We start from the raw sequence: 15,342 nt of genomic DNA on the forward strand, positions 1-15,342 counted from the left end.
AATAAATTACGCTAAAATTATTCGGTAAATATAAGTTCAGTCAGCAACAGGAATTCTATGCGAAACCGCACATTAGCCGATTTAGATCGGGTAGTTGCTCTAGGCGGAGGTCATGGCCTTGGGCGTGTCATGTCCTCTCTTTCATCACTAGGCTCCCGCCTGACAGGCATTGTCACCACGACAGATAATGGAGGCTCAACTGGAAGAATCCGACGTTCTGAAGGCGGTATTGCCTGGGGAGATACCCGCAATTGTTTAAATCAGCTTATTACCGAACCCAGCGTTGCATCAGCAATGTTTGAGTACCGTTTTGGTGGTAATGGGGAGCTAGCAGGTCATAACCTGGGTAATCTGATGCTTAAGGCGTTGGATCATTTAAGTGTCAGACCTCTTGAGGCGATTAATTTAATCCGTAGCTTGCTGAAAGTTAATTCTCATCTGATTCCAATGTCCGAGCAGCCAGTTGACCTGATGGCAATAGACGATCAAGGCAACACCATTTATGGCGAAGTCAATATTGATCAGTTGAACTGCATTCCACAGGAATTGATGCTATACCCTCCAGCTACGGCGACAAAAGAGGCACTGGATGCTATCACTCAGGCCGATCTTATTGTTATCGGCCCTGGCAGTTTTTTTACCAGTCTGATGCCATTACTGTTACTTGAAGATTTAACCCAAGCACTGCGTCGTAGCAACGCCAATATGATTTATATTGGTAATCTTGGGAAAGAATTAAGTGTTGCCGCAGCAGAGCTGACACTGAAAGATAAGCTAGAAATGATGGAAAGCAAAATTGGGCATCGGATAATCGACGCAGTTATTGTCGGCCCCTGTACAGATATCAGTGGGCTCAGTGACCGCATTGTCACTCAGCAAATACTGGAAGCCCAGGATATCCCCTACCGTCACGACCGTGAATTACTGCATCAGGCGTTAGAGAATACCCTACAAAACCTCGGCTAAGGTTAATCAAAACCCTATCAATCAGGAATTAACAATAAACTGCTCACGCAATGTGTGAACCTGATCCCGAACATTAGCCGCCTGTTCGAATTCAAGATCCTGCGCATGCTGGTACATTTTCGCTTCCAGCTCGCGGATTTTGTTTTCCAACTCTTTGGCGGATAGCTTGCTGAATGCTTCTGTTGTAACAACCGTTTTGCCTCTGGTTTTCCCCTTACCACCAGTAGGCTGGCCAATTTGCAGAATATCACCGATCCTCTTATTCAGACCTTTTGGAACAATACCATGTTCTTCATTAAATATTTGCTGCCTGGCACGACGGCGCTCTGTTTCACCAATCGCTTTCGCCATTGAATCTGTAATTTTATCGCCATAAAGAATCGCTTTACCATGCAAGTTACGGGCTGCACGTCCAATAGTTTGAATTAATGAACGTTCAGAACGCAGGAAACCTTCTTTATCAGCATCAAGGATTGCTACCAGAGAAACTTCTGGCATATCCAACCCTTCCCGTAGCAAGTTAATACCTACCAATACATCAAACTCACCTAAACGAAGGTCCCGGATAATTTCCACCCGTTCAATGGTATCGATGTCTGAGTGCAAATAACGAACCCGCTCACCGTGTTCTTCCAAATACTCAGTTAAATCCTCCGCCATTCTCTTAGTCAGAGTAGTCACCAGCACCCGCTCATTTTTCACCGCCCGAATGCGGATCTCAGATAATAGATCATCAACCTGAGTTGTTACCGAACGAACTTCCACTTCAGGATCAAGCAAACCGGTAGGACGCACCACTTGTTCTACGATATCACCAGCAGATTTTTCTAGTTCATATTTGCCTGGTGTTGCAGAAACATAAATTGTCTGCGGAGCTAGTGCTTCAAATTCTTCAAATCGCAATGGGCGGTTATCCAACGCGGAAGGCATACGGAAACCGTATTCCACCAACGTTTCTTTACGAGAACGATCTCCTCGGTACATACCCCCAATTTGCGGGATTGTAACGTGTGATTCATCCACCACCAGCAAACCATCAGCAGAGAGGTAATCAAACAATGTTGGAGGTGGCTCTCCTTCGGCACGACCAGAAAGGTAACGGGAATAGTTTTCAATGCCGGAGCAATAGCCTAGTTCATTCATCATTTCCAAATCGAATTGGGTACGCTGAGTAACACGCTGCTCTTCCAGCAATTTACCATTTGCCAGCAATACCTTGCGCCGCTGCTCAAGCTCAACCTTAATCTCTTCCATTGCCTGAACAATACGCTCTCGCGGGGTAACATAGTGAGTTTTCGGATAAACAGTATACCGTGGAACATTGTACTGAACCTGTCCTGTCAACGGATCAAACAGTGACAACCGTTCTACCTCATCATCAAACAGTTCAACACGCAAAGCGTGTTCATCAGATTCAGCCGGGAAGATATCAATCACCTCACCACGTACTCTGAATGTCCCCCGCTGAAATGCCTGATCATTACGGGTATATTGCAGTTCGGCCAAACGTCGCAGAATTGAGCGCTGATCGATGATCATACCATTGGTCAGGTGGAGCATCATTTTCAAGTAACTGTCCGGATCACCCAAGCCATAGATAGCCGATACAGATGCAACCACTATCACATCCCGCCGCTCCAGCAAAGCCTTCGTTGCAGATAAGCGCATTTGTTCGATATGCTCGTTTACTGAGGCATCTTTTTCTATAAAAGTATCAGAACTCGGGACATAAGCTTCAGGCTGGTAATAATCGTAGTAGGACACAAAATATTCTACCGCATTCTCTGGAAAGAAATCTTTCATTTCACTGTAAAGCTGAGCCGCCAATGTCTTGTTCGGAGCAAGTACCATAGTTGGCCGGTTTAAATTAGCTATTACATTAGCAATAGTGAATGTTTTACCTGACCCCGTTACTCCTAGCAGAGTCTGATGGGCAAGTCCGTCCTCCAGCCCTTCCTGCAATTGGCGAATTGCCTCTGGTTGATCACCACCAGGCTCGAAGTCAGAATGTAATTTGAACACCTTACTCATAGGTATCTCACTTTCCCAAAACTAGTTTATCTATAATACTGGATAAAAAACCAGCTTCAAGCCAGTTTTACAAAAACATACTTAATTCAGGTAACCTCTACATTAATTGACCCATTAATATCAAAATAAATATTACTTTATCCCCAAAATCATCTTGATTTTTTCATTTTTTATATGATCGACTGAAAGGTGACAACACAAGGCATCATCCCCGAACATTCAGGGCTTGATTTTAATTAACTTATTGATATTAAAAATAATTAAAACTAAGACGAGAATAACATCAACCTTAACTAAAGCCGCGTATTTTCTTGCGTTACGCACCTTTTCTAAGCCTAATGCACAAGGTTATCCACAGGAATAGTGGATAACTCTACAAACCCTATTAACAATACGAAGTTGCAACATCGTCCCACAAAAGAGGTAACCCCCAACAGTAAAAATTTTTACTATTTTTTTAACCTTATAATTCTAGTTATTCACTATCAGGAAAAGACATAATTCTCCTGAAAAAATAAGAATTTTCTTATTGAAATTAGGCATAAAATGAAGTGACTGCTCTCACACGACCGAATTGGCTTTTGCAACACCCTCGCATTGGACCAAGGTTTACGGCAATTTTTACTAAATCTGTTCAATGCGACCCACACAAGGGTATCTGTCGAGACAAACTGGCCTTACTGTCTCAAACAGCAAACGATGCTGATTTCAGGGCAGAATTTTTATTCAATAAAAAAACCAGCAAGCAGTTTTCTTGTACGAAACCTGTTTATAAAAGAGGAGATAGTCATGGCTTTCACCTATTCGGAATAAAATGATCATTTTCATTTCAATAATGGGAATAATTATTATTTTCTATGTTTCCGGTAACAACAGATTCAATTTCATTATTATGAAGCCTTTGCTTCAAGAAGGGAGCCGTCAAAGAGAATATTTTGGCAATGTTGATAACATCATCAAGAAAACAAAAATTACCTTATTGATACGCGTAACATTACATCTTTATCAAGGATATAATGTATACCCTTGATAAATTCACATCAGCACCCCAACTGTTCTATAAGACGGATTCCAGAGTGAGTTTTCAAAAAAATGATAGATACAAAAATATAGGATCTACATTGCCTTAACAATACACCTAATATTCCGCTGGCTATTTTCGATCAAAGACCATTAAAACCGGTTCACCTTTGTACCTATCATCCACAGTTTCAATCTCTTGCTGTTCCAAAGTATCTATATTGCCACTCCCTGGCTGTTTTTATGGCGTTACCATTTAGTCAATTTATTAATTTAAATCAAGATGTTTATTTCACTTCCTCTATTCTATAGTGGTTCCCTAGTGCTAAAAGGAATAACCAGTTTTCAAACTCGAAGGGTAAAATAGCTCTCCCCCGAGAGACTTATAATTGGAATAATGTTTTGTTTGATGCTATTCAACTACTAAAAAACACATCAACACAACTTAACATTATTGTAATAGAACCAGTAAAGTCAACATAAAAATAAACATAAAGTTCATTTTAGTGTAAACTTTATAATGAATTTTACTTAATACTATGATTTAACTTTTATTTTTAAAATATAAACTTAAATTCATGAGCTTTTTTTAACACAAGATATGCTAATATCAGCAATCTGATATATAGGATATTAAAGTAAAATCAATAAATTATCACAATGAGTGTTTTTTTTCACACTGGACAATATCGGTATGCAATATATAGTGATACAGCAATTTTTACATAAAGGATTCTCATGAAAACGTCTAACGCACAGCGAAAAACAAATATCATTAAGAATATAGAATACCTGATACGTACCCGAGGTGAAACAAAGAGCTCATTCTCTAATCGAACAGGATTAACACGCACCACAATTTATAAAATTCTGGATGGACAGGTCAATAACGTACAACAATCTACTATTCTCCGGATTTCTGATTTTTTCGGTGTTTCCTGTGAAGAAATAGAAAATTACGACCTTGAACAATTAGAACGCCTCAATGAAACTCTTTCAACAGAAGGAAATAAAAACCCTTCAGCCATACCGATCATTCCACAATCTGAATTCTTATCCGTCTCTGAGAAAAAAATAGGCCAGCTTGTTACCGAGTACCCACTTACCTATTTCTTTGGTGACGAATCAAATATGCTAGCTATCAAAGTCGAATCGGAAATAGAAGATATCTTTATACCCGGTGAGGTGATCATAATAAAACGACCTCCCGCATTAGTAACCAATACCCCATTACTGTATTACTCTAATAAAATCGGTTTTTTTATCCGGCAAGAGAAAGCTCATGACAGCATAGATAGAAAACACGCAAAATCTACTCAATTTTTGGGCTACATTGTGGGAGAAAGACTGTAAATGCCAGCAAATCAGAAATTTAAGTTATTGGGATTTACAAGATACGGTAAATTATCAGCAAATATCATGGTGCTGGCAACGGGTAAGACCATTACTATGGGGTTGAAAGAATTGGTCGACAGTGATATTTCAGAAGATCTGAGCAGGCATGAACTCAGTACACTATATCGCAAATTATACAGCCACAGTAACATTGTGACAGCTTATGAACTTGGTGATCGTCATGAACGTTCATGGCAAGCGTATTTACTCATCAGTGTTGCACTCAGTACCATTTATATTTTCTCGACAATATGTGGTGTGAAACCCATTCATGTCCCTTTTATTAATATAGTCACTCCTCCTGGTGTTTTTATTTATCCAATAACTTTCTTGCTGGTCGATATTCTTAACGAATTCTACGGATTACGTCTGGCAAGAAGGACCATTATTATCTCATTTGCCGCAAACTTACTTTTTGTGTTGGGGCTTTGGGGAACCGCATTAATACCCGGCGTTCCGGAATGGGAATTCGGTGACACTTACAGTGGAATAATTAATAGTATCGTAGCCGTATTATTAGCATCATCCCTTGCCTATTTTATCTCTGAGAATATAAACTCATATCTTCTCTGTAAAATAAAGTCTCTCACGAATTCAAAATATCTTTTCCTGAGAGTAATAACCAGTACTGTAATCGCTTCAGCATTCGACAGTATAATATTCTGCTCAATTGCTTTTTATGATGTTCTCAGCATAGATACCATAAAAGAAATGATTATCGCACAGTTCTTAATTAAAGTTACCTATTCTATCTTGGGTGTAGGTCCTATTTATCTGGTACGAAAAATATTCCGTAATTATATAAACCGACCAATAGATAACCCAACCAATAAAAAAGTTGCCGAAATATAAATAGAGGAGATATCTTTGTCAAACTATAGAAAAATTACTGAAAAATATAATTTTTTATGCCGGAAGGCTCTTCCGGCATATTAGCCATAAATAATAATTCAATTAATGAGTAATTTCAAATCTATATGCTCACCTAAATGGTTAAAACATTCTCCCTTCAAATGAGGAATAACGCCTAATAAAGGAGCAGGTAACATATGTTTTAATGTCGCCAGATATTCTTTCTGGCGTTTACCCACAGGTTCAACCTCATTAGCTATCCAGCCTGCAAGGTGTAATCCTGAACATTTAATCGCTTCTGCTGTGAGTATCGCGTGATTAATACAACCTAGTTTTACACCAACTGTCAGAATAACGGGTAATTGCTCTTTAACTACCCAGTCAGCAAAAGTCGCCGATTCTGATAAAGGGGTATACCAACCGCCAGCACCTTCTATCAAAACCCAATCCGCTTTATTTTCTAACCAGCGTAATCCTTCAGACATAATAGAAAAATCAATAGGTCGCCTTAAATCAGCACTAATAATATGGGGTGATGTTGCTTCAACAAATACCAATGGATTAACTTCATCATATTGCAAAGGTACAGAACTATTTGCCATTAATGCCAATGCATCCGAATTACGAATGCCTCCCGGCGTTATTTCACTCCCCGAAGCCACCGGCTTATAACCCGCTGTCTTATATCCCGATTTATTCGCAGCCTGTAGCAAAGCACAACTTACAACTGTTTTACCCACTTCAGTATCTGTACCCGTTAAAAACCAGCTCTTAATCACGATAAATAACTCCAAAAATAATCTGATAACTGAGAGGTAAATGTTTATTTTCTCGTGGATAAGCCTGTTCCAGAGCAGTCAATCGTCCACGGGTCATCAGGCCCTGCTGGCGCCCACCATGAAGATGAGTCGCACCAATCCCTTTCAAGGAGGCCAATAAAGGAAGGAGATTAGGATATTGCTGACGATAGACCTGACTAATCAGGCAATGCCGGAAACCCTGGCAGGCATCTTTAATCGTCTGTTGTGGCAGAAAATGATTAATATGCTGATAATTATCAACCGCACTCCAGGCTTGCTTCAATTCATATAACGAACCTTGCGCCAACGTGGAAAACAGAATCAGTCCGCCAGGGCGGGTTACTCGGTAAAGTTCTTCTAAAGCGCAGGATAAATTATCACACCATTGAACAGCCAGATTACTAAAACAGATATCAACGCTGCCATCAGCAAGCCCTAAACATTCAATATCCCCTTGCAGGTAGTAGTCAGCGACTTGTTGCTTACGGGCATGAACCAACATACCCGATGCCAAATCTAGTGCAATCACCTGCTTCCCCTGTTGCCGCCAACGGTGACTGAAAAAACCGGTACCACAGCCGGCATCTAATACTAATCTTCCAGGATGTCCATCCACTTGTTGCATGAGGAATTCACCCGTTTGCTGTTGCAATTTTGCCACAACATCATAATTGGCCGCAGCTCGTCCAAATGCTCCAGCAATCGCCCGTTTATTGACAGATTCAGCTACGGAACTCATACAACGCCTCCATCAACATATCAATATCCTGTTGCTTATGACTAGCAGTCAGTGTGATACGTAGTCTGGCACTACCCGGTGGTACGGTTGGTGGGCGAATAGCTTTGACCCAAATACCTTTTTGTTGCAGATATTGGGATAAAGACACACTTAGCTCATTATTGCCAACAATCAATGGCTGGATCGCCGTGGCTGAATTTGTCAGGGTAAATGGCAATTTCTGTGCTCGCTGACGGAAGTAATCAATATTCTGCTGTAATTGTTGACGCAATTCATCACCAGATTGTATCTGCCGGACCGCTTCCGAAATAGCCTGCGCTTGTGCCGGAGGCATAGAAGTGCTGTAGATAAGATGACGTGAGTATTGAATCAGATATTCAGCTGTCTGCTCATCACAAAGCACCGCAGCACCACTCAACCCAAATGCTTTGCCAAAAGTCACAATCAGGATTTCTGGTTTTACTTTCTGTTGCCAGCAGCTTCCCCTACCCTGTTCACCACAAACACCAATACCATGAGCATCATCTACCATTAACCAGTTTCCAGAAGCATTGGTTTGCTGATAAACATCAGACAATGGCGCCCTGTCACCATCCATACTGAACACCCCTTCCGTCACTACCAACGTTTTCCCAACACAAGGTTTTACCAGTAAATCCTTAAGTGATTCAGGTTGATTATGCAGAAAACGCCGTAGCTGAGCGGGGGAATGCATAGCGGCTTCCATTAATGAGGCATGACTCAGACGATCTGCAATAATTCGATCCTGCTTCGTCATTAACGCGGCAATCACTCCCTGATTAGCGGAATATCCTGAAATGAACAGTAATGCTTTTGGGTAACCCAACCAATCAGCTAATTGTTGCTCCAGCACCTGATGAGCTTTTGTATAACCGGTAATATGACCTGAACCGCCACTTCCAACACCATATTGCTCCGCTCCCTGCTGCCATGCGGAAATGACTGCGGGATTTGTACTTAACCCAAGATAATCATTACTGGAAAAATTGAGATGTTTACCCTCAGTGGTATATAAAAATCGTCCGTCTGATTTCTGATTAACCTGTCGCTGCCGCCATAAAGAAGAACCCCGGCGCTCAGACAATTGTCGGGAAAGATAAGCTGACCAATTCATCACAATGCCGCATTATAAAATTGATCATCTGCATTAATGATGGCTTCAGTCAAATACTGTTGCTGCTGATTATCACCGAATGCCGTCTGCGTCTGCTGAGGATTAATACCCAATTTGCGGAATAGTTGTAAATCCTTATCTTCAGCTGGATTAGGCGTAGTCAATAATTTACAGCCATAAAAAATAGAATTGGCGCCAGCCATAAAACACATTGCCTGCGTCTGCTCATTCATCTGTTCACGGCCTGCGGATAACCGGACATGAGAAGCCGGCATCATGATCCTGGCAACGGCAATCGTGCGGATAAAATCAAAAGGGTCTACATCTTCGTTATCAGCCAGTGGAGTGCCTTTGACTTTTACCAGCATATTGATTGGTACACTCTCCGGTGGTTTCGGCAAATTCGCCAGTTGCACCAGCAAAGCGGCTCGATCGCGAATCTCTTCACCCAAGCCGACAATACCACCAGAGCAGACTTTTATTCCCGCATCCCTCACCTTATCGAGAGTATCTAATCTGTCCTGATAGGTCCGGGTAGTAATAATGTTGCCATAAAATTCTGGCGAGGTATCAAGATTGTGGTTGTAGTAATCTAATCCCGCATCCGCCAACCGCTGAGCTTGTGAACCATTGAGCATGCCGAGCGTCATGCAAGTTTCCATCCCTAACGCTTTGACTTCTTTAACCATTTTCTCCAGATAAGGCATATCCCGCTCATGAGGATTTTTCCACGCCGCCCCCATACAGAAACGAGTAGAACCTGCATTTTTAGCTTTACGGGCAGAATCAATCACCTGCTCCACTTCCATCAACCGTTCTTTCTCAAGACCTGTTTTATAACGGGAACTTTGCGGGCAATATTTGCAATCTTCCGGACAAGCGCCCGTTTTGATGGAAAGTAATGTACTGACCTGTACCTGCTGTGGGTCAAAATACATGCGGTGAATCTGTTGTGCTTGAAATAATAATTCAAAAAAAGGCTTACCAAACAGTTCTTGCGCCTGTTTAATTGTCCATTGCTTGCATTCAATCACAATGACATCTCCAGTGTGAAAAAAGTCTCGTCAGTTTAAATAATGTCGCTATACTGTCAACCAATTTCAAATAAATTAGTTTACATGTATCCATTATGATTTCTTCCGATATTGAATTTGATCTACGCCATATCTGGCATCCTTATACCTCCATGACCAAGCCACTCCCGGTTTACCCTGTTGTTAGCGCTTCTGGGGTGGAGCTGGAACTGGCTGATGGTCGTAAGCTGATAGATGGTATGTCTTCATGGTGGTCTGCCATTCATGGATATAACCATCCGGTACTGAATCAGGCAGCTAAGGCTCAGATTGATAAGATGTCTCATGTGATGTTTGGTGGAATAACTCACCCATCTGCGGTCGCACTGTGTAGGCAGTTAGTAGCGATCTCGGCACCAACGCTCGAATGTGTATTTCTGGCTGATTCAGGTTCTGTTGCGGTGGAAGTAGCGCTGAAAATGGCATTGCAATACTGGCAAGCAAAAGGTGAAAAACGTCAGCGCATTTTGACATTACGTCATGGTTATCATGGTGACACGTTCGGCGCTATGTCTGTCTGTGATCCCGACAATTCAATACATAATCTCTACAAAGGCTATCTACCACCACATCTGTTTGCCGCATCACCTCAGTGCGGATTTGATTCTCAATGGAATGAACAAGATATCATCCCATTCCGCACTTTGCTGGAACAGTATTCCCATGAGATTGCTGCGGTGATCCTGGAACCTGTTGTACAAGGTGCTGGGGGAATGCGGATTTATCATCCTGAATATCTACGTCAAGTCAGAACGCTCTGTGATCAGTATCAAATTCTGCTAATTGCAGATGAAATTGCCACCGGTTTTGGTCGCACAGGAAAATTGTTTGCCTGTGAACACGCTGAAATTGAGCCGGACATTTTATGTGTAGGAAAAGCGCTGACGGGCGGCTATATGACGCTATCAGCAACGCTGACAACACGTAAGGTAGCCGATACTATCAGTAATGGTGAAGCAGGCTGTTTTATGCATGGTCCAACATTCATGGGAAATCCATTAGCGTGTGCTGTGGCAGAAGCCAATTTGAAATTGTTATTACAAAGCCCCTGGCAACAGCGAATTAAATCAATTGAAAACCAATTAAGCACTGAGCTGATGCCACTAAAATCCCATGAAAAAGTCGCTGATGTCCGGGTATTAGGTGCCATTGGCGTGGTAGAAATGAAACAGCCGGTGAATATGGCTGCGTTACAACACCATTTTGTTGCTAAAGGTGTCTGGATTAGGCCATTTGGCAAGCTGATTTATTTGATGCCACCTTATATTATTCAGCCAGAGCAACTTTCACGCCTGACAAAGGCGATTTCCAGTGCAATCAATTTATGATTTTCCTGTTATTAAACAAATTTCCTGAAGTTACAGATAACGCATAAGTTCAGCCGGTGATAATGGAACAAAAGAGCAAGCATCTGCTATCTGTCCATTATCACCATTAACACACTAATTTATCGCCAGCACTGTTACCCACATTGGACCTTTACCGACTGGATAACGTGTTAATTCAGTCAATTTACCGGTATATTTATCAATAGATGAAACTGAGATATGGTCAGACTTCTGTCCGGATGCAATCAGGTATTTCCCACTGTGATCGATAGCAAAACCGCGTGGCTGAGTTTCAGTTTTATAATGTCCTGCCAGAGTCAGATTGAAACCGTCTGGTGAAATAATAAAATGGCTAATCAGACTTGAGGTCCGTTCGCTGGTATAAAGGTGACGACCATCCGGTGTAAGTGTAATATGAATATCCGCGGACCACCGCACACCAGCAAAATCCTTCGGCAATGAATCGATAGTCTGAACAATCCGGTATTTCTCCCACTTGCGATAAACATCAACAGTAGCGTCCAATTCATTAATACAATAAATCACCTGCTGATTCGGGTGGAATGCCATATGACGAGGACCAGCACCCATTGCTGTAATCACTTCCTCCGCACGCTTCTCGACCAGAAAACCCTCTTCTGCCATCTCAAAAATGCGAATATGATCTTCTTTCAGACAAGGAACCAATAACTGTTTATTATCCCAATCAATATTGGCTGAATGCGGAGCCTGTAAGCCTTCAATGACCTGAACAGGTGCACCGACAATGCCTTGGTCATCAATTGGGTTGACACTCAGATTGTTATAACTATAGGAAGCAGAGAACAAAAAGCGGCCTTGCTTATCAGTAGAAATATGCGTCGGACTGCCTGGTATTGGTGAAATCCCTTGCTGCACTAACTCTCCATTAGCGCCAATCTGGTAAGTAACAATACTAAATTGTGGGCGAACCCCAACATAAAGGTGCTTACGATCCGGACTAACCACCATGGGTTGTACTTCTCCCGGTACATCAACTACCTGAATCAACGATAGCTCGCCCGCACTATTCAGGCTCCAAACATGAATTTGACGACTGTTTGGACTCGCTATATAAACCACTTGTTTCATCTTCACTCCTCAATTATCCGTTACCATTTATTAACCTGTAACGACTCTTTATTGATTTTATCGGTTAAACTCATCGCACAATTGGCTTAACTTTATTCAGTTACAGTGTAATATCTTTTACATTATATATAGTTATGAGGCTAATCTATTATGTCATATCGCGTTATTGCACTGGATCTGGATGGTACATTACTGGCTCCTCAAAAGAATATCTTGCCAGAATCACTCGTTGCCGTGAATGAAGCCCGTAAAGCGGGTGTTAAGGTGCTGATTGTTACTGGCCGACATCATGTCGCTATTCACCCCTTTTATCAGGCTTTACAACTAGATACTCCTGCTATCTGCTGTAATGGTGCTTATCTGTATGATTACCATGAAAAGAAAGTATTAGCCTCAAATCCGCTATCATCTCAGGAAGCCATAAAAGTTCTCACATACTTGCAAGGCACAGATATTCACCGTCTGATGTATGTGGATGATGCCATGCTATATGAAGAACTGCATGACACAATTGCCCGCACTATAGCATGGTCCAATACCCTGCCTGAATCTCAACGCCCAAATATGCAGCATGTCAGTAGTTTTCAGCATGCTATTGGTGAAGTACAGTCTATCTGGAAATTTGCAACCTGTTCTCCTGATTTAGCAAAACTGCGAGAAATTACTGAACAGATCGAAAATAATATAGGTTTGGAATGTGAATGGTCATGGTTTGATCAAGTAGATATCGCCAAAAAAGGCAACAGTAAAGGAATGCGTCTGAAACAATGGGTCGAATCGCAGGGAATGAGCATGAAAGATGTTATCGCTTTTGGTGATAATTTCAATGACCTGAGTATGCTGGAAACCGCCGGGCTTGGTGTTGCCATGGGTAATAGCGTGGATGCTGTCAAAGAGCGCGCTGATCTGGTAACTCTGGATAATACTCAGCCAGGTATTGCCGAAGTGATCCGCAAGTATATTCTTTAATTGCTTCTCTGATAACAATACCCACAAAACGACACTCAGGGGCGTTCTCAATGGGAACCCCATGAGTGACAAGTGACAATCAAGTGACAATATAGTGGGTGTCCCCTTTTGGAGAAACAGATGGTAGATTTGCCTCTCAAGAACAAATCTTACAATTCTTATAGCTGCCGATTAAGAGAAACGCTTTTTATTTGGGCATAAAGCCACTGCCCTTGCCGCAAATTAAGTTCATCCCTTGCCCATGGAGTAATCCTTGCCCATAAGTAATGGCCACTCAACGTCAATTTAACATCTACCTGCCCATCATCATCAAAAAATTCAACCACTTTTGCCGCCAAAACATTACGGATACTGCTACCACGCGGCAACTCCAACACTAATGAAACATCTGAAGCATCTATTCTGATACGCAAATCAGTTCCCGGTTGAACATCAATTTTAGGCAGCCATAAAACCTGGTCAGCTAGCGCTACCGCAGTCATTTCATAACGAGTATGATGTTCCACCATTGAAACATTCAGAATGCTACTGAGAGTCTCTTTTTGTAACCAAAGGCGTAGTGCATTGCTGGACCAAACTTCTTCCAATTTCCCGACAGCCCTGACTTTCCCGTTATCCATTACAATTACATTTTCAGCCAGACGAAGAATTTCATCCAGATTGTGGCTGACATACAAGATCGGAATTTTGACATCGTCAGAAAGCCTTTCAAGATAAGGCAACAATTCTCGTTTACGGGGAAGATCTAACGATGCTAGCGGCTCATCCATTAAAAGCAGCTCAGGGGCAGTCAACAAAGCCCGACCGATAGCAACCCGCTGTTTTTCACCGCCGGACAGTGTCATAGGAAAACGAGATAATAAGTGCTCAATCCCCAACAAACTAATAATGCTATCAAATTCCGGCTTCATCACTGGAGACATACCGTATCGAAGATTACCTTTTACCCGATAATGCGGAAAAAGCCGAGCATCCTGAAAGACATAACCTATACGGCGCTGCTCTGATGGCAAACAGATACCTTTTTCAATATCCACCAATGTATGATCATTGAGGATAACCCGCCCTTTTTGTGGATGTATCAAGCCAGCAATAACATTTATCAGTGAAGTTTTTCCTGCACCTGAAAGGCCAAAAACAGCCGTGATACCTTCTGTTGGCAACTGAGTATTAACCTGTAAATGCAAATCACCAAGCTGCTTTTCAAAATCCAGTTCTAACATGTTGCCCCCAGACGTTTCCTGCCCCAACGAGTTAACCATTCAGAAACCATCAGTGACACCAACGCAAGAATAATCGCAATTACACATAAACGAGCCGCAGCAATTTCTGCTCCAGGCGTTTCAATCAGGGTATACATTGCCAAAGGGATTGTTCTCGTTTCACCTGGAATATTAGATACAAAAGTGATAGTTGCCCCAAACTCACCCAATGAACGAGCAAATGCCAGAATGGCACCAACAATAATACCAGGCAAAGAAAGAGGAAGTGTGATGGTAAAAAATACTCTAAACGGATTCGCCCCCAGAGTACGGGCTGCTTGTTCAAAACGTCGGTCAATACTTTCCAACGCCAGACGTATTGCCCTGACCATCAGCGGAAAAGCAACAACAGCAGAAGCCAGCACAGCACCATGCCAACTAAATACAAAACTGATCCCAAACCAATCATATAACCATTCACCAATAAATCCACGACGCCCCATACTGATCAGCAGTAAATATCCCACGACCACTGGCGGCAACACCAGCGGCAAGTGGATGAGGCTGTCAAGTAAGGATTTACCGGGAAACCGGAAACGAACCAAAATCCACGCCATCAAAATCCCAAATGGCAGGCTGAATAACACCGCCACACCTGAAACTTTCAGACTCAGGATAATGGCTTGCCATTCGTATTCACTCAACATCTCCAAAAGATCTAT

General features: G+C 42.0%; 13 protein-coding genes. 5 read left to right on the forward strand and 8 right to left on the reverse strand.

Going from position 1 to position 15,342, the window contains the following annotated elements; genetic code table 11:
- Window positions 1–57 precede the first annotated feature (57 nt).
- Complete coding sequence (gene yvcK / locus C5469_RS17025; RefSeq protein WP_166309234.1) at window positions 58–966, forward strand: uridine diphosphate-N-acetylglucosamine-binding protein YvcK; 909 nt, start codon at window positions 58–60, stop codon at window positions 964–966.
- A 21-nt stretch (window positions 967–987) separates the two neighbouring features.
- Here the strand turns inward: yvcK and uvrB are convergent, their stop codons facing one another.
- Entirely contained in the window at window positions 988–2,997 is a 2,010-nt protein-coding gene (gene uvrB, locus C5469_RS17030) for an excinuclease ABC subunit UvrB (RefSeq protein ID WP_166309237.1), read from the reverse strand.
- A 1,758-nt stretch (window positions 2,998–4,755) separates the two neighbouring features.
- On the opposite strand from uvrB, the gene C5469_RS17035 reads away from it, so the two are divergent.
- Window positions 4,756–5,370, forward strand: a complete 615-nt coding sequence (locus C5469_RS17035; protein ID WP_166309240.1) for a helix-turn-helix domain-containing protein — start codon at window positions 4,756–4,758, stop codon at window positions 5,368–5,370.
- Window positions 5,371–6,264, forward strand: coding sequence for a queuosine precursor transporter (locus C5469_RS17040; RefSeq protein ID WP_166309243.1), 894 nt, complete (start codon window positions 5,371–5,373; stop codon window positions 6,262–6,264).
- A gap of 98 nt (window positions 6,265–6,362) precedes the next feature.
- Here the strand turns inward: C5469_RS17040 and bioD are convergent, their stop codons facing one another.
- From bioD to bioB, 4 genes are read right to left on the reverse strand one after another with little or no spacing between them, the layout of a single operon-like run.
- A complete protein-coding gene (bioD, locus tag C5469_RS17045) occupies window positions 6,363–7,043 on the reverse strand; it encodes a dethiobiotin synthase (RefSeq protein ID WP_166309246.1) in 681 nt (226 codons plus the stop codon).
- Window positions 7,036–7,803 (reverse strand): malonyl-ACP O-methyltransferase BioC, encoded by a 768-nt coding sequence (gene bioC, locus C5469_RS17050; RefSeq protein ID WP_166309249.1) that lies wholly within the window; start codon window positions 7,801–7,803, stop codon window positions 7,036–7,038. The genes bioD and bioC overlap by 8 nt, the downstream gene beginning before the upstream one ends.
- Window positions 7,787–8,938, reverse strand: a complete 1,152-nt coding sequence (gene bioF / locus C5469_RS17055) for an 8-amino-7-oxononanoate synthase (protein WP_166309252.1) — start codon at window positions 8,936–8,938, stop codon at window positions 7,787–7,789. The genes bioC and bioF overlap by 17 nt, the downstream gene beginning before the upstream one ends.
- On the reverse strand, window positions 8,938–9,972 hold the full coding sequence (gene bioB / locus C5469_RS17060; protein ID WP_166309255.1) for a biotin synthase BioB: 1,035 nt from the start codon (window positions 9,970–9,972) through the stop codon (window positions 8,938–8,940). The genes bioF and bioB overlap by 1 nt, the downstream gene beginning before the upstream one ends.
- A 95-nt stretch (window positions 9,973–10,067) precedes the next feature.
- Between bioB and bioA the strand changes: the two genes are divergently transcribed.
- Window positions 10,068–11,339 (forward strand): adenosylmethionine--8-amino-7-oxononanoate transaminase, encoded by a 1,272-nt coding sequence (gene bioA, locus C5469_RS17065; protein WP_166309258.1) that lies wholly within the window; start codon window positions 10,068–10,070, stop codon window positions 11,337–11,339.
- Between the two features lie 114 nt (window positions 11,340–11,453).
- Here the strand turns inward: bioA and pgl are convergent, their stop codons facing one another.
- Window positions 11,454–12,449, reverse strand: a complete 996-nt coding sequence (gene pgl, locus C5469_RS17070) for a 6-phosphogluconolactonase (protein ID WP_166309261.1) — start codon at window positions 12,447–12,449, stop codon at window positions 11,454–11,456.
- 150 nt (window positions 12,450–12,599) lie between these two features.
- On the opposite strand from pgl, the gene C5469_RS17075 reads away from it, so the two are divergent.
- Complete coding sequence (locus tag C5469_RS17075; RefSeq protein WP_166309264.1) at window positions 12,600–13,418, forward strand: pyridoxal phosphatase; 819 nt, start codon at window positions 12,600–12,602, stop codon at window positions 13,416–13,418.
- A gap of 158 nt (window positions 13,419–13,576) precedes the next feature.
- Here C5469_RS17075 and modC read toward each other — a convergent pair whose 3' ends face one another.
- Both modC and modB read right to left on the reverse strand, forming a co-directional pair.
- The gene (gene modC, locus C5469_RS17080; protein ID WP_166309267.1) at window positions 13,577–14,641 is read right to left on the reverse strand and encodes a molybdenum ABC transporter ATP-binding protein ModC; all 1,065 of its coding nucleotides are present in this window, start codon (window positions 14,639–14,641) and stop codon (window positions 13,577–13,579) included.
- Window positions 14,635–15,327 carry a molybdate ABC transporter permease subunit gene (modB, locus tag C5469_RS17085; protein WP_166309270.1) on the reverse strand — a complete coding sequence of 231 codons (693 nt, stop codon included), beginning with the start codon at window positions 15,325–15,327 and terminating at the stop codon, window positions 14,635–14,637. The genes modC and modB overlap by 7 nt, the downstream gene beginning before the upstream one ends.
- Window positions 15,328–15,342 lie beyond the last annotated feature (15 nt).

The sequence above is a fragment of the Photorhabdus cinerea genome, assembly GCF_011189575.1.
Taxonomy (GTDB): Bacteria; Pseudomonadota; Gammaproteobacteria; order Enterobacterales; family Enterobacteriaceae; genus Photorhabdus; species Photorhabdus cinerea.